This window comes from Marseilla massiliensis (assembly GCF_016899855.1).
Classification (GTDB): Bacteria; Bacteroidota; Bacteroidia; order Bacteroidales; family Bacteroidaceae; genus Prevotella.
Genome location: NZ_JACJJG010000002.1, coordinates 1 through 16,059 on the forward strand (window position 1 = coordinate 1; position 16,059 = coordinate 16,059).

The following is a 16,059-nucleotide window of genomic DNA, read 5'->3' on the forward strand; positions in this document are numbered from 1 at the left end:
CGACTTGCATGTGTTAAGCCTGTAGCTAGCGTTCATCCTGAGCCAGGATCAAACTCTACATTGTATATCTCTTTTTTCTTTTTTACCTTCGATACGCCGCCGGGCCAACGCCCGGCTTCTTACTCTCGGCATGACAACCGCCTTCTTTACATCCGGCGGCCGCTGCTCCTCGCCTGTGTCATCATTTCAAAGAACTTTTTACTTCATCAGGGGCAACCCCTGAAAAGCGGATGCAAAAGTACACACTTCCGGACAAACCACCAAACCTTTTCAAGAAAAAGTTTTAAATAATACCGTATTTTAACATACGTTTACAAATAAAACGTCACAAAAGGGGCTTTCCACATTATTATATTATAGGGCAAAACAGATATTTTCAAGAACAGACGTAGAGCTATCAATGAGACTAATTTGTCGGAACTATAGCTTCAGATAAAAATTGGTTTTCATACCATTGACATATAAAAATATGCTATCAATATGCAAAAGGCGTTATTTTGCATACCAAAAGGCCGTCTTTTATCAATGAAAACAGCACCTTTCACATTGCAATATGGCATATATTGCAAATTCATCAAAATGTAGAAAAAATTAAGTTACATATATAAATAAAATAAGGTAATGACTGTAAAGAGAACAATCATTACCTCAAATTATATGAACTTCATGCATTAAAATATCAAGACATACACCATGTCATTCGAAAACTTCCTCTATTCCACCAGGCAAATAATCATCCAACTCAGAGGAACATGGATTAAAATCCTCTGGAATATCGAATTTCTCGTTCGGATCATAACCTAATGACTTGTCAGCAAACACCTTTTTCATATAATACGCCCAAATAGGCAAGGCCATGTTGGCACCTTGACCCATCCGCGTAGAATCGAAATGGATGTCGCGATCTTCACCACCGACCCAGCATCCGCTGACAAGTGACGGCGTAAAGCCCATGAACCAGGCATCAGCATTACGGTTGGTTGTACCGGTCTTTCCTCCCATGTCACATTCTATATTATATCTGTAACGCATACGGCTACCGGTACCACCGTTCATCACCGCACGCAACATCTCAAGCATTTTGTAAGTACTTTCCTCACTGATAACTTCGTTCATACGGGGCTGGAAGGTAGCAACGACGTTGCCCTCATTATCCTCTATCTTTGACACGTACATAGGATAACAATGTATTCCATGATTGGCAAATGTTGTATATGCGCTCACCATCTCGCTTACCGACACCTCATTAGGACCGAGACACAGTACCATCGAAGGATAAGCGTCATAAGTGTTTATACCAAAATCATTGAGAATACGCAAGAAGTCCTGCGGATTGAGGCGGCTCATAAGGTATGCGGATATCCAGTTGTTAGACTGCGCAAGCCCCCATTTCAACGTCACCATCTGGCCATAACGTGCACGACTGCCGTTACGCGGAGTCCAATTACCATAAGTCTGCTGGACATTTGGAGCGACATCACAAGGTGACATTCCATTTGACATGCATAAAGCATACAGGAACGGTTTAATTGTCGAACCAACCTGACGACGCCCTTGGGTCGCCATATCGTATGTAAAGTGTGTGAAGTCAACACCACCGACATACGCCTTTACAGCACCTGTCTTCGCATCCATACTAACAAACCCGGAACGCAAGAACGACTTTATATAACGTATTGAGTCCAATGGTGTCATCACCGTGTCGACATCACCATGGTAAGTGAAAACTGACATCTCGACAGGAGTCCTGAACGATTTTTGTATCTCTTCATCCGTTGCCCCTTGTTCACGCATGACACGGTAACGTTCGCTTTGCCGTATCGAACGATTAAGTATGCCACGCACCTCCGAGGCAGTCAACGCATTTGTGAAAGGAGCATTAGGCTTAGCACGGTTCTCCTTTGTAAACGCTGGTTGCAGATAATGTCCGACATGTTGCAGCACTGCTTCCTCGGCATATCTCTGCATGCGTGAATCTATTGTAGTAAAGATTTTAAGTCCGTCAGTATAGACGTTATACGGCTCGCCGTTCTTCTTGAAATTCTTGTTACACCATCCATATAGGGGGTCATTCTCCCAAGCTGTCGAATCAATTGAATATTGCACGCGGTTCCACGACGGATAATTACTTAGCTTCGGCTTCTCCGCCATTACATACTGGCGCAGGAACTCACGGAAATAAGTTGCTATACCGTCCTTATGGTCTATGCGATGGAAGTTCAGAGCCAACGGCTCATCGTGTGCCGTACGATACTCTTCGTCCGAAATATAACCTGCCTTATGCATCTGCCCGAGCACTACGTTACGGCGTTCAGTGCATCTTTCAGGATACCTGACAGGGTTAAAATAAGATGGATTCTTGCACAAGCCGATAAGCGTAGCAGCCTCAGTAAGAGTTAGGTCTTTGGGATTTTTCTTAAAATAAACGTCAGAAGCCGTCTTAATACCTACCGCGTTATGAAGAAAATCAAAATAATTAAGATACATTGTGATGATTTCCTCTTTTGTGTAAAAGCGTTCAAGCTTAACGGCAATTACCCACTCTATCGGTTTCTGCATTACACGTTCAAGAGTACTTTTTGCCGTGGCTGAATAAAGCTGCTTAGCCAACTGTTGTGTAATTGTTGACCCTCCTCCGGCACTCTTTTGGCCTAACAGTCCACGTTTTATCACAGCTCGAGTCAAAGCAATAAAATCAATACCTGAATGATCATAATATCTTTCGTCCTCGGTTGCAACAAGAGCTTCAACAAGATAAGGCGAAAGATTGTCAAAATCCACATGAACACGATTTTCACGGTTCATGCTATAAGTACCGAGTATCTTGCCGTCAACAGAATATACTTGAGATGCATATTTACTTATGGGATTCTGCAAATCAGCGATATCAGGCATATACCCAACCCATCCAAACCATATTGACGTAAACGCAACAGCCATGAAAATGACCACGGCACAAAGTAATCCCCACAATATGCGTACAAATGCTTTTCTCATTATGAATTTAAAGATAAACACTAATTAGCTGCAAAAATACTACTTTTCTTTCGATTTATCCACCATAAATTAAAAATAATGCGTAACTTAGCGCTCGAATTTGAAATCACAACACTCAATGGGAAAACATAATTTTGTTACTATTGCCGATTTATCACGTGAAAAAATACTTTATCTGATAAAATCGGCACAGGAGTTTGAAGCTCACCCAAACAGGGAAATCCTTAAAGGCAAAGTTGTGGCTACACTTTTTTTCGAGCCGTCAACCCGCACACGTCTTAGTTTTGAAACCGCAGCAAACCGTCTCGGGGCACGAGTAATAGGCTTCACCGACGCTAAAGTGACAAGCGCCACCAAGGGTGAAACACTCAAAGACACAATTCTGATGGTATCCAACTATGCCGACGTGATTGTAATGCGACACTATATCGAAGGAGCGGCGCAATACGCAAGCGAAGTAGCTCCCGTTCCCATTATAAATGCCGGTGACGGGGCACATCAACATCCGTCACAGTGCATGCTTGACCTTTATTCGATTTACAAGACACAAGGCACCCTTTCCAACCTAAACATCTGCCTGGTGGGAGACTTAAAATATGGCCGCACCGTGCATTCACTGATAATGGCTATGCGCCACTTCAACCCTACATTCCATTTCATTGCGCCTAAAGAACTCGCTATGCCGGACGAATATAAACTATATTGCAGGGATAACGGCATAAAATATATTGAACACACGGAATTTACCGAAGAAACCATAAACCAGGCGGACATACTGTACATGACCCGTGTCCAAAAAGAACGCTTTTCTGATTTGATGGAATATGAAAAGGTAAAAAACGTATATATTCTTAAGAATGACATGTTGACCAACGCGCGCGACAACATGAGGATTCTCCATCCACTGCCACGAGTCAACGAAATAGAATATGATGTGGACGAGAATCCACACGCATATTATATCCAGCAGGCGCAAAACGGACTTTACGCACGTGAGGCAATAATATGCGATGTCCTGGGAATCACATATGACGAAATCGTTAAAGACAAAACTATTATTGACTAAAACACATCAGGTTACTATGAGCAAGAAAGAAAGACTTGTGGCGGCAATAGAGAACGGAACCGTCATAGACCATATACCGTCGGAAAAGACATATGAAGTTGCAAACATCCTTGGGCTACAAAATCTTAATACAGTAGTCACGATCGGGTATAACTATCTTTCAAAAAAAATCGGACGAAAAGGAATAATTAAGATAGAAAACAAATTCTTTTCAGATGAAGAGATTTCACGATTGTCTGTAGTTGCGCCAAACGTCGTGCTCAACATCATAAAAAATTATGAAGTAGTTGAAAAGAAAAAGGTTGAGACACCCGACGTTTTAACTGGAATCGTGAAATGCAACAATCCCAAATGCATAACTAACAACGAGCCTATGCAAACCGTCTTCAATGTAATAAACAAAAAAGACGGTACCATACGTTGCCATTACTGTGATAAAGAACAAGACATAAACGAAGTTGAATTAATCTGAATACAATCTGAGTCAAGCTCGTTTCAAGCCATAACAAATAAAGAGTTACGGCATAAATAAAATAATAAGCGACAAAAAAGAATATTCACAAACAAAATATCACAAAATGAAAAGAGACCAAGTTATTTTCGACCTTATCGAAAAAGAGCACCAAAGACAATTGAAAGGAATGGAGCTTATCGCTTCTGAGAACTTCGTAAGCGACGAAGTCATGCAGGCTATGGGCTCCTGGCTCACAAACAAATACGCCGAAGGACTGCCTGGAAAACGTTATTACGGAGGCTGCGAAGTAGTAGACGAGGTTGAAAACCTTGCTATTGAGCGTGTAAAAAAACTCTTCAATGCCGAGTTTGCCAATGTACAACCCCACTCAGGAGCACAGGCCAATGCAGCAGTGCTGCTTACCGTCCTGAATCCAGGTGATACATTCTTGGGACTTAATCTCGCACATGGAGGCCACTTGTCACATGGCTCCAACGTAAATACATCCGGCATTCTATACCATGCAGTAGGCTACAATCTCAACAAAGAGACCGGACGCGTGGATTATGACGAGATGGAACAGCTGGCGCTGGAGCATAAGCCCAAATTGATAATCGGCGGCGGTTCAGCTTACAGCCGTGAATGGGACTACAAACGTATGCGCGAAATAGCGGACAAGGTAGGCGCACTACTAATGATAGACATGGCTCACCCTGCCGGACTGATTGCGGCCGGACTGCTTGACAACCCCTTGAAATACGCTCATATAGTGACGTCAACCACCCATAAGACGTTACGTGGTCCACGAGGAGGTATCATCCTTATGGGTAAGGACTTCGAGAATCCATGGGGAAAAACAACTCCGAAGGGCCAGATAAAGATGATGAGCCAGTTGCTCAACAGCGCCGTATTCCCAGGCACACAGGGCGGACCGCTCGAGCATGTCATCGCCGCTAAGGCCGTTGCCTTCAACGAGGCTCTGCAACCGGAATTCAAGGAATGGGCAAAACAAGTGCAAAAGAACGCAGCCGTACTGGCTGAGGAACTTATCAAGCGTGGCTTCACCATAGTGAGCGGTGGTACGGACAACCACTCAATGCTTGTTGACCTGCGCTCTAAATATCCTGACCTTACAGGTAAGGTAGCAGAGAAAGCCCTTGTATCTGCCGACATTACCGTAAACAAGAACATGGTACCCTACGATACAAGGAGCGCATTCCAGACATCGGGAATACGTCTCGGTACACCGGCTATAACAACGCGTGGAGCAAAAGAGGACATGATGGTACTCATTGCCGACCTTATAGAAGAAGTGCTCAATAACCCTGAAGACGAAAAGGTAATAGCGCGCGTACGTGAAAAGGTCAACGACACAATGTCGAAATATCCATTATTCGCTTATTAAAAATATCAAGCCGCAAAAAGAAAGCGTGCCGAAGCTCTAAAGCTTCGGCACGCTTTCTTTTTATAAGGATGGCCAATGGCTATGCCAAGGGCCGTCTTCGGGCCGGCCAGAGGCGGCTTTTAACACTGTTAAAGACGGCCCTTTATAAATCCGGCTAAACCGTCTTTCATATTAAAAGACAAATATCCCTTTTTACTTACATAATCGCATTATACGAAGTTTATCGCTTGCTTCACTTCAAGACTTGCAAGCTCGTCTTGCCTTCATACGACACAACAAGTTCTACCAAAAAACTGCTCGGACTGTCAGGAATTGCCAATTGTGTCTGGTAATGGAATCCGTCATCTTTTAAAGACATCAGCACTATGTCGCTCAATATGCTTTGCCTCAACATATTCTCAGGCACCGCCTCTGCAAAATCCGACTTCGTAAAATCTTTGGAGAAAAGTTTTTGCGCCCCCTTGAATATACTTATATGTATTATGTTGTCATAATAAATGTTCTCAATCTCCATTCCCTCGGCATTATAGAAAGAACGGTAAACCTTGTATGTCGTAGGGTTAACCTGAACATAACTATGATATTTTGTCTCGGCAAACCATACAACAGTATCACTCTTGATTACCTTACCCTGGTTGAGAACTATCGGACGGTGACGCACAAACTGAAGAGTGTCGTTGGGATCTTCGCTCTTAACCAGCTTTACGATATCGTTGTTTTGATTCTTGAACTGAAAGATATGTACATCCTGCTTGACAATTGGATATTTGGACAAATTATTACCGAGCAACACCATTGTATCCTCAATAATCTTGAACTCTACAGGCTGGCTGGTTGAGTCAGGATAATAAATAGTGTCACCTTTTATCCTGAATACTACGGTTTCCTCGTCAGCATCTACCCAGATACCGGAAAGCATGTTTTTCGCCTTCAAGTTCTCCTCAGGCTCGGCCTTATGCTCGGCCTTACCGTTACACCCGCCTAATAAAGCGGCAAGCACAAGAACAACGATTATATGTAAAGCCTTAATACGTATCATTTTCCAATACAGTGATACTCGAAACCATGCTCGTTCAAATCTTCCTTATCATATATATTCCTACCGTCAAGCACCAGTTTACGGTTCATTGACCTGCCTATAGCCTCCCAGTCAGGCAACCTAAATTCCTTCCACTCCGTAAGCAGCAACAAGGCATCAGCTCCATTTACAGCTTCATACATATCATTACAATAAATAATACTGTCACCCATTATCCGCTTACATTCCTTCATCGCCTCAGGGTCATAAGCTGTTACGATACAACCTTCATCAAGCAGTTTCTTCATGACAACCAATGCCGTTGACTCACGCATATCGTCAGTTTCCGGCTTGAACGCCAATCCCCATAAAGCAATTTTCTTTCCAGCAAGCGACTCTCCGTTAAAAGAACGTTTCAACTTTTCAAACATTACGCCCTTCTGACGCTCGTTTACGCGTTCCACAGCCTTGAGAACCTCAAGTGAATAACCATTATCATCAGCTGTCTTAATCAGCGCTTTTACATCCTTCGGGAAACATGAGCCACCGTATCCACACCCCGCATACAAGAATTTACGGCCTATACGTGTGTCTGAACCTATACCGGCACGCACTTTATTCACGTCAGCACCGACAAGTTCACAAAGGTTGGCAATGTCATTCATGAAACTGATACGGGTAGCAAGCATCGAATTAGCTGCATACTTTGTCATCTCGGCACTGGGAATATCCATAAAGATAACCCTGAAATTATTAATCAGGAAGGGTTTATACAACTTTGTCAGAATTTTCTTCGCCCTCTCGCTTTCCACTCCTATGACAACACGGTCTGGGCTCATGAAATCCTTGATGGCATTACCCTCTTTCAGGAATTCAGGATTGCTTGCGACGTCGAACTGAACATCCACGCCACGCTTATCAAGTTCTTTTTTGATAGCAGTATAGACTTTGCGTGAAGTACCGACTGGCACTGTGCTCTTGGTGACAACGACCAAATATCTATTCAAGTTCTCGCCTATTGTCTTAGCGACCTGAAGCACATATTTCAGGTCTGCACTGCCATCCTCGTCAGGCGGAGTACCTACAGCAGTGAAGACAATTTCCTGTTCATTGATTATATCCGGCAAACATGTGGAAAATTTAAGCCTGCCAGCCCTGACATTCTTTACTACAAGTTCGTCAAGGCCTGGTTCATATATAGGAATTATACCTTTCTTCAAGGCCTCGATCTTATTCTCGTCAACATCCACACACGTAACCGTAGCGCCAGTCTCTGCAAAACATGCTCCAGAGACAAGGCCTACATATCCGGTACCTACTATTGCGATATTCATATAAACTGTAAATTAATCAAAATATTCAGCCTTGTCAAACGGCAAAGCCTCCAAATCCTTCTTGCTTGTCAATATCTCAGATGAATCCATCGGCCATTCAATACCGAGAATTTCGTCGTCGAAACGTATTGAAGCCTCTTTATCCGGCGCATACACATTGTCCACTTTATATGTAAAAACGGCTTCATCGCTCAGCACAAGAAAACCATGCGCAAAACCACGAGGTATAAAGAACTGCCTCTTGTTTTCATCACTAAGCTCAACCATGACATGCTTTCCAAACGTTGCAGAGCTCCTTCTTAAGTCAACGGCCACATCAAGCACACGCCCTTTTATCACACGAACGAGCTTAGCCTGTGAATAGGCACCCCTTTGATAGTGCAAACCCCGCAACACGCCACGGCTTGACTTCGACTCATTATCTTGAATAAACTCTATGTCACCGACATTATTTTTGAAATCAGAACTTTTGAATGCCTCAAAAAAATACCCTCTGGCATCTTCAAAAACTTTAGGTTCTAAAATATAAACACCTTCTATTTCAGTCTTTATGTATTTCATAAGAAAACGTTTGTAATCTTGTGCAAAAGTATAAAATATATCCGAATACTCGGTAATATAACCTGTTTTTTTAGCCATAAACAGCGTTTATATTTGCTTTTTTAAATGAAAATCACTAATTTTGCACACGTGATTGAATTAGAAAGACATATCGAGATATTGCTTTTAAAAAGTGATTGTGTCATCGTACCGGGCTTAGGAGGCTTCATAGCAAGCCATGTTGCAGCACGGTTCGATGAGGCAGACAGCATGTTCATACCACCGGTAAGAACTTTAGGTTTCAATCCTAAATTAAGCATTAACGATTCATTGTTAGTTCAGTCATATTCAGAGGCTTATGACCTAAGCTACCCTGAAGCGTACAACCGCATTGAGAACGAGGTAAACGAGTTAAGGCAGCATATTGCCAACAATGGTTCATACGAATTGTATGATATAGGAACATTATATCTCAACGATGACGGCAATATGGAATTCACTCCATGCGAAGCAGGTATTCTGACCCCAGAGCTGTACAGCCTAAGCTCTTTCGAAATGAAGAAAATTACCTCTACGGATTTCGTTACAACTGATAAAAAAGCTGTAGCCATACCATTCGATGCACACAATGGCATAACAAAACTAACAAAAGACAATGAATTTGGTGTGCAGACTGAAATCTCGGCAAATACATCAGAAGACAACGGAAAAATACAAATACGCATAAGCGCATTAAGGAATTTTGCCGCAGCTGTAATCGCCGTAATATTGTTCATGGTCTTGGGTACACCTGTTAATGAAAATAGCGGAACGTTGATGACGAGTAATATCGACCATGGCTTTATCAATACGCTAATTAACAACGGTTACAATAACATTACAAAAAACGACAATAGTTTAAACCTAAAAATAACAGGTACAACAAAATCACAAGGCGCAAAAACGAATAAAAAAGAAAATTCAACCGTAAACGCGCCAACAAAAACAAATCAGTACTCGGTAAAGCAGGAAAAGGACTATTACTGCATCGTGCTTGCCAGTCAGGTAACAAAGAATAATGCAGAAGACTTCGTTAAACGCCTTGGCAAACAGGGATACGACGAGGCATCTGTATTGATTGAGAAAAATAGGTCTATAAAAGTTATCTACGGTCATTATACTACTCAGGGTGAAGCATATAACGAATTAAACAATTTGCGTGGAAACGATAATTTTTATGATGCTTGGGTATATCAAGTAAAAAAATAACATGAAAAGAGTAAGATGTCCTAAATGCGACGAATTCATCACATTTGATGAGACTAAATACCAAGAAGGGCAAGCGTTGGTTTTTGTATGCCCACAATGCGGGAAACAATTTGGTATAAGAATAGGCAAATCCAAACTCAGGAACATACAAAAAGAAGAGAATCCAGATGAAAACGCTGATGAGAACGGATATGGCTCAATCATTGTAATAGAAAATGTATTTCACTACAAACAGGTAATACCATTAAAATGGGGTGATAATATAATAGGTAGATACATGAAAGGGAGCAAAGCTAACACCCCGATTGAGACTAACGACCCAAGCATTGACAATAACCACTGCGTAATTAACGTGTCAAAAGACAAGAATGGCAATTTAAAATATACATTACGTGACGGGCCGAGTAACACAGGTACATTCGTTGATAACATGATTCTTGGCGACCGCGAAAGAAGGATAATATACGATGGGACGTTATTTACCATTGGAGCTACAAGTATTATATTGCGAGCTGCAAATAGTGAAGAATAACGACCAAGTTTCTCCACATATTTTGCGGTTGTTAAGTTAAATAATCATAAATACATATTATTTCAACAAGATTATAATAGTATAATTCTTTTAGAAGATTTAAAGATTGTACCTTTGCAGCCGATTTATAATAACGATATAAAGTCGAACTTTATTAATTAAAACTTAATTATTTTTTATGTCAGATTTAAAGAACGTACAACCATTGGCAGACTTCAATTGGGACGAGTTTGAAAATGGAAGTAATGTAAGCGTAAGCAAAGAAGAACTTGAAAAAGCTTACGATGAAACCCTTAACAAAGTAAGCGAGCATCAAGTTGTTGACGGAACGGTAATTTCTATCGACAAGAAAGAAGTTGTCGTAAACATCGGTTACAAAAGCGATGGTATCATTCCGGCAAGCGAATTCCGTTACAATCCTGAACTCAAGGTTGGCGATACTGTTGAAGTATATGTTGAAAACCAAGAGGACAAGAAAGGTCAACTGTTACTTTCACACAAGAAAGCTCGTTTGAGCAAGAGCTGGGAACGTATCAACGCTGCTCTTGAGAACGAAGAAGTTATCCAGGGTTACATCAAATGCCGCACAAAGGGTGGCATGATTGTAGATGTGTTCGGTATTGAAGCATTCCTCCCGGGAAGCCAGATTGACGTTCACCCAATACGTGACTACGATGTATTCGTAGGAAAAACGATGGAATTCAAGGTCGTTAAGATTAATCAGGAATTCCGTAATGTAGTTGTTTCACATAAAGCACTCATCGAAGCTGAACTTGAAGCCCAGAAAAAGGAAATTATCAGCAAACTCGAGAAAGGCCAGATACTTGAAGGTACAGTCAAGAACATCACTTCTTATGGTGTGTTTGTCGACCTCGGCGGCGTAGACGGACTCATTCACATCACAGACCTTTCATGGGGTCGTGTCAGTGATCCTCACGAAGTCGTTTCTTTGGACCAGAAAATCAACGTTGTCATACTTGACTTCGATAACGATAAGAAACGTATTGCCCTCGGCTTGAAGCAACTCACTCCACATCCTTGGGATGCACTTGATCCTAACCTTAAGGTTGGCGACCATGTTAAGGGTAAAGTTGTTGTCATTGCTGACTACGGTGCATTCGTAGAAATTGCTCCTGGTGTAGAAGGACTTATCCACGTTTCAGAAATGAGTTGGAGTCAGCATCTTCGCAGTGCACAGGAATTCCTGCATGTCGGAGATGAGGTTGAGGCTGTTATTCTCACGCTTGACCGTGAGGAGCGTAAGATGTCGCTTGGCATCAAACAACTCAAGGAAGACCCATGGGAAACAATCGAAGTTAAATATCCTATCGGAAGCAAGCATACTGCAAAGGTACGCAACTTCACAAACTTCGGTATATTTGTTGAACTCGAAGAAGGCGTGGACGGCCTGATCCATATCAGCGACCTTTCTTGGACAAAGAAAGTTAAGCATCCATCAGAGTTCACTCAAGTTGGTGCGGACATCGATGTCGTAGTTCTAGAAATAGACAAGGAGAACCGTCGTTTGAGCCTTGGCCACAAGCAGCTTGAAGACAATCCTTGGGATACATACGAAACGATCTATACTCCTGGCTCAATCCATACAGGCAAGATAACCGAAATTATGGACAAGGGTGCCGTAATCGCACTGAACGAAGGTGGCGAAGGCTTCGCAACTCCAAAACACCTTGTTAAGGAAGACGGTAGCCAGGCTCAACTCGGAGAAGAGTTGCAATTCAAGGTTATCGAATTCGTTAAAGAGACTAAGCGTATAATCCTTTCTCATAGCCGTACTTTCGAGGATGTAAAAGACGAGCCTAAGAAGGCAGCACGCAAGAAGTCAAAGAAAGAAGAAGCTCCTGCTATCAACAACGTTGCAGCCGGAACAACACTTGGCGATATCGATGCTCTTGCTGAACTGAAAGCCAAAATGGAAAAAGGCGAATAATTGAATAAATAATTTTATTCCATATCGAATCCCCATTGACAGTTTATCTTGTCAATGGGGATTTAAATTTTTGAGAAACACACAATAAGAAAAAAACTAAAAAGACAAGAGCTGTCATCTTTTTATCGTATCTTTGCATAAACACTTATCATGACCAAATGAAAAAATTTCTTGAATACGTTGCAGAAGATATTATCAGCAAATACGGCACAGATCTGTCACGTATTGCTGTAGTATTCCCCAATAAACGCGCCTCACTTTTCCTTAACGAACTACTTGCCAAACAAGCCGGACATCCGATATGGTCACCTGCATATATTACAATCAGCGAATTTTTCAACCAACATTCAAAACTTACAATAGGCGACTCGATAAAACTCATTTGCGATATACACAAGTCTTTTACTGAATGCACTGGTATTGACGAGACACTTGACCACTTTTACGGTTGGGGACAAATGCTTATATCTGACTTTGATGACATAGACAAAAACATGGCCGATGCATCACAAGTGTTCAGGAATGTGAAAAACTTACATGAGCTTGACGACATTTCATACCTCGACGATGAACAGAAAAAAATACTAAAACGTTTTTTCAGTAATTTCACGGACGACAATAACAGTGAATTAAAAAAACGTTTCATGCAATTATGGTGCCACCTTGAAGATATATATAACAACTTTAGAGTACGTCTTAAGCACCAAGGCATTGCATATGAAGGTATGATGTATCGCGAAGTAGCGTCAGACCCAGCTATAGACTACCGTTATGACACCTACATTTTTATAGGCTTTAACGTAATACAGAAAGTTGAGCAACAAGTATTCATGCGACTCTACAAAGAGAAGAAGGCACGTTTCTATTGGGATTTTGATAAATATTACATGCAAAAAAAGCAATCAGGTATCCTGATAAATGAAGCCGGACATTACATTTCAAGATATTTAGATAAATATCCAAATGAATTGGACTGCTCAAATGACGCTATTTACGATAATCTTCACAAACCTAAAGAAATAACATACATCAGTGCCACAACAGAAAATATACAAGCAAGATACATAAATACTTGGCTAAAAGAAAATGAAAGATATAAATATGGGCGCAATACTGCTATCGTTTTATGCGACGAAGCATTACTGTCTACCGCAATACATTGCATACCGGAAGAAGTGGAAAGTGTGAACATAACAACAGGATACCCGCTTTTTCAAACATCCATATCATCATTCGTACTTCAATTATTAGATTTAAGGATAAATGGATACTCATCCGGCAAAGGAACATTCAGGACTAAACATGTCATGCAAATACTTTCACACCCGTATGCCCAATATGTATCCGGACAATCCACGACGATAAAAGAGAAACTTGCTAATGAACGCATATACAACCCTACTCCTGCCATACTATCGCAAGACAAAGGGCTTTCTACCCTATTCCGCTCTCCTGACAATAACCAACCATTGACACAGTGGCTCTTAGACGTCATTAGGACTATTGCGGATAAATGCGGAACAACTGAAAAAGATCAACTTACACAAGAATCGTTGTTCAGGATGTACACTTTGTGCAACAGGATGAATGAACTTGTAAAAAGCGGAGACCTTAATGTGGACATAATAACGCTGCAAAAGCTTATTGTCCAAATTATCAATTCCACTTCAATTCCATTTCATGGGGAACCTGCTGAAGGCATACAAATAATGGGAATACTTGAAACAAGAAACCTTGATTTCGACCATATCCTGATACTTTCATGCAATGAGGGAAATATGCCAAAAGGCATTAATGACTCGTCTTTCATACCATATTCAATAAGAAAAGCAAACGGTCTTACTACCATTGACAACAAAGTTGCCATCTACGCCTATTATTTTTACAACTTAATACAAAGAGCCACAGATGTAACAATTGCCTATAATTGTTCCACTGAAAACGGACATACAGGCGAAATGAGCCGATTCATGCTGCAACTTATGATAGAAAGCAACGCTAAAATCAGGCGAGTTTCACTCCAGGCGGGTCAACAAATGGAATTCAGCCATGCACCAATAATTGCAAAAGACAAAAATATAAGACAAGCACTGGACGAGATTGGCTATCTATCGCCTACATCGATAAACCGTTACATGCGGTGTCCGTTACAATTCTATTATAATAATGTGGCACAGATAACCGAGCCGGAAGAAGACATGGACGAAATGAGCAACAGGATTTTCGGAAATGTATTCCACAATGCTTCGGAAATATTATACAAACAGTTAATGGATAAAGACGGAAGCATAACACGTGACAGCATTAACTATGCCATAAAACATAAAGAACTGATTGGGCGTATTGTTGACATGGCTTTCACCAAAGTTATCTTCGAAGGGAAATCGAACAAGAAGATCGAATACAACGGCTTACAACTAATCAATAGGGAGGTCATTATCAGATATATCGGCAGGCTGCTCGAAATAGACCTGCAACTCACTCCTTTTAAAATCAACAACGTTGAAGCCTCGGCATACACAGACATAACAATATATACCAGTCTCGGTGAACGCAAGTTACGTATCGGCGGACGAATAGACAGACTTGACCAGATTTACGACAAAAATACAGCCTGCACACGCCTGCGAATTATTGATTACAAAACCGGGCGATACACAATGAAAAAAATCAATACTATCGACGAAATATTTAAAATGCCGATAGAGGCAGGCAAACATGCTGATTATTTCCTGCAGACCATGCTCTACGCAATGATCATCAGGCACGATAAAGACTATAATCCTGAATCATTGCCTGTAAGTCCAGCGTTACTGTTTATCCAACATACATCTGAAGAAGGATATGACCCAACCATATCCATCGGGAAAGAACGCATAATAGACATTTCCGACTTTGAAGATGAATTCACTGAAAGGTTGCTCAACATCATTACAGAAATATTCGAGCCAAAAATACCTTTCAAACCTACAGAGGACAAATCCATCTGCGAATATTGTCCATATCACAGTTTATGCGGAAGATAATCATCTCATCGAATCGTCAACGAACGATAATGGAAGCAAAGCCTTTATGCTGTCAAAGACATAAATGACATCTACACCACAAAGAAGAATCTTTATGTCACGGCCATAGCGTTGCTCTATTTCCAATATGGCCTGCCTGCATGATCCACACGGCGAAACCGGATTTTTCACAAATCCATCAATATTTTTTGCCGCTATGGCAATATGCGTTATCGCTAAATGCGGATAATTTGACTGCGCATTGAATATTGCCGAACGTTCCGCACACATTGTAACCGAAAAAGCTGCGTTTTCTTGATTGGCCCCACGGATTACTGTCCCATCCTCAAGCCTTACGGCTGCACCGACACAAAAATGAGAATACGGAGAATATGAGTTTGCCGTTGCTTCACGTGCGATATCCACCAGCATGCGGTCTTCCTCCGCAAGCTCGCCATAATGGAATATCATCAAGTCAGATTTTATAGTAACGTGTTCCATATATCAAAGTT

13 protein-coding genes are annotated in these 16,059 nt (G+C 41.4%); 8 read left to right on the forward strand and 5 right to left on the reverse strand.

Annotated elements, in window-relative coordinates:
• The coding region (locus H6A34_RS00760; RefSeq protein ID WP_205102862.1) for a hypothetical protein at window positions 1-291 on the forward strand (291 nt) is incomplete at its 5' end.
• Between the two features lie 405 nt (window positions 292-696).
• Here the strand turns inward: H6A34_RS00760 and H6A34_RS00765 are convergent.
• A complete protein-coding gene (locus tag H6A34_RS00765; protein WP_205102864.1) occupies window positions 697-2,997 on the reverse strand; it encodes a transglycosylase domain-containing protein in 2,301 nt (766 codons plus the stop codon).
• 118 nt (window positions 2,998-3,115) lie between these two features.
• Here H6A34_RS00765 and pyrB point away from each other — a divergent pair, with 118 nt between their 5' ends.
• The 3 genes from pyrB (at window position 3,116) to glyA (ending at window position 5,922) form a co-directional block, all read left to right on the forward strand.
• Entirely contained in the window at window positions 3,116-4,063 is a 948-nt protein-coding gene (gene pyrB / locus H6A34_RS00770; protein WP_021948997.1) for an aspartate carbamoyltransferase, read from the forward strand.
• Between the two features lie 16 nt (window positions 4,064-4,079).
• On the forward strand, window positions 4,080-4,535 hold the full coding sequence (pyrI, locus tag H6A34_RS00775; RefSeq protein WP_021948996.1) for an aspartate carbamoyltransferase regulatory subunit: 456 nt from the start codon (window positions 4,080-4,082) through the stop codon (window positions 4,533-4,535).
• Window positions 4,536-4,641: 106 nt separating this feature from the next.
• Window positions 4,642-5,922, forward strand: coding sequence for a serine hydroxymethyltransferase (gene glyA / locus H6A34_RS00780; protein WP_021948995.1), 1,281 nt, complete (start codon window positions 4,642-4,644; stop codon window positions 5,920-5,922).
• A gap of 232 nt (window positions 5,923-6,154) precedes the next feature.
• On the opposite strand, the gene H6A34_RS00785 is transcribed toward glyA, so the two are convergent.
• Genes H6A34_RS00785 through rfbC form a run of 3 tightly spaced genes read right to left on the reverse strand, consistent with a single transcriptional unit; the run spans window position 6,155 to window position 8,835 of the window.
• Window positions 6,155-6,961 (reverse strand): DUF4738 domain-containing protein, encoded by an 807-nt coding sequence (locus tag H6A34_RS00785; RefSeq protein WP_205102866.1) that lies wholly within the window; start codon window positions 6,959-6,961, stop codon window positions 6,155-6,157.
• On the reverse strand, window positions 6,958-8,274 hold the full coding sequence (locus H6A34_RS00790; RefSeq protein WP_021947411.1) for a UDP-glucose dehydrogenase family protein: 1,317 nt from the start codon (window positions 8,272-8,274) through the stop codon (window positions 6,958-6,960). Before H6A34_RS00790 ends, H6A34_RS00785 begins: the two co-directional genes overlap by 4 nt.
• A gap of 12 nt (window positions 8,275-8,286) precedes the next feature.
• A complete protein-coding gene (gene rfbC, locus H6A34_RS00795) occupies window positions 8,287-8,835 on the reverse strand; it encodes a dTDP-4-dehydrorhamnose 3,5-epimerase (protein ID WP_205102962.1) in 549 nt (182 codons plus the stop codon).
• A 105-nt stretch (window positions 8,836-8,940) separates the two neighbouring features.
• Between rfbC and H6A34_RS00800 the strand changes: the two genes are divergently transcribed.
• The 4 genes from H6A34_RS00800 (at window position 8,941) to H6A34_RS00815 (ending at window position 15,568) form a co-directional block, all read left to right on the forward strand.
• A complete protein-coding gene (locus H6A34_RS00800) occupies window positions 8,941-10,062 on the forward strand; it encodes an HU domain-containing protein (RefSeq protein ID WP_205102868.1) in 1,122 nt (373 codons plus the stop codon).
• 1 nt (window position 10,063) lies between these two features.
• Window positions 10,064-10,594 carry an FHA domain-containing protein gene (locus tag H6A34_RS00805; protein WP_021947408.1) on the forward strand — a complete coding sequence of 177 codons (531 nt, stop codon included), beginning with the start codon at window positions 10,064-10,066 and terminating at the stop codon, window positions 10,592-10,594.
• A 178-nt stretch (window positions 10,595-10,772) separates the two neighbouring features.
• Window positions 10,773-12,542: a 30S ribosomal protein S1 gene (gene rpsA, locus H6A34_RS00810; RefSeq protein WP_021947407.1), complete on the forward strand. Its 1,770-nt coding sequence runs from the start codon at window positions 10,773-10,775 to the stop codon at window positions 12,540-12,542.
• Between the two features lie 158 nt (window positions 12,543-12,700).
• Window positions 12,701-15,568, forward strand: a complete 2,868-nt coding sequence (locus tag H6A34_RS00815) for a PD-(D/E)XK nuclease family protein (protein WP_205102869.1) — start codon at window positions 12,701-12,703, stop codon at window positions 15,566-15,568.
• On the opposite strand, the gene H6A34_RS00820 is transcribed toward H6A34_RS00815, so the two are convergent.
• Window positions 15,569-16,048 (reverse strand): cytidine deaminase, encoded by a 480-nt coding sequence (locus H6A34_RS00820; protein WP_205102871.1) that lies wholly within the window; start codon window positions 16,046-16,048, stop codon window positions 15,569-15,571.
• Window positions 16,049-16,059 lie beyond the last annotated feature (11 nt).

Bases quoted from the DNA above. Each gene is read 5' to 3' on its own strand.
- pyrI (WP_021948996.1), top strand. From the start codon at position 4,080: ATGAGCAAGAAAGAAAGACTTGTGGCGGCAATAGAGAACGGAACCGTC.
- glyA (WP_021948995.1), top strand. From the start codon at position 4,642: ATGAAAAGAGACCAAGTTATTTTCGACCTTATCGAAAAAGAGCACCAA.
- H6A34_RS00805 (WP_021947408.1), top strand. From the start codon at position 10,064: ATGAAAAGAGTAAGATGTCCTAAATGCGACGAATTCATCACATTTGAT.
- H6A34_RS00820 (WP_205102871.1), bottom strand. From the start codon at position 16,048: ATGGAACACGTTACTATAAAATCTGACTTGATGATATTCCATTATGGC.
- H6A34_RS00790 (WP_021947411.1), bottom strand. From the start codon at position 8,274: ATGAATATCGCAATAGTAGGTACCGGATATGTAGGCCTTGTCTCTGGA.
- pyrB (WP_021948997.1), top strand. From the start codon at position 3,116: ATGGGAAAACATAATTTTGTTACTATTGCCGATTTATCACGTGAAAAA.
- rfbC (WP_205102962.1), bottom strand. From the start codon at position 8,835: ATGAAATACATAAAGACTGAAATAGAAGGTGTTTATATTTTAGAACCT.
- rpsA (WP_021947407.1), top strand. From the start codon at position 10,773: ATGTCAGATTTAAAGAACGTACAACCATTGGCAGACTTCAATTGGGAC.
- H6A34_RS00800 (WP_205102868.1), top strand. From the start codon at position 8,941: ATGAAAATCACTAATTTTGCACACGTGATTGAATTAGAAAGACATATC.
- H6A34_RS00765 (WP_205102864.1), bottom strand. From the start codon at position 2,997: ATGAGAAAAGCATTTGTACGCATATTGTGGGGATTACTTTGTGCCGTG.
- H6A34_RS00785 (WP_205102866.1), bottom strand. From the start codon at position 6,961: ATGATACGTATTAAGGCTTTACATATAATCGTTGTTCTTGTGCTTGCC.
- H6A34_RS00815 (WP_205102869.1), top strand. From the start codon at position 12,701: ATGAAAAAATTTCTTGAATACGTTGCAGAAGATATTATCAGCAAATAC.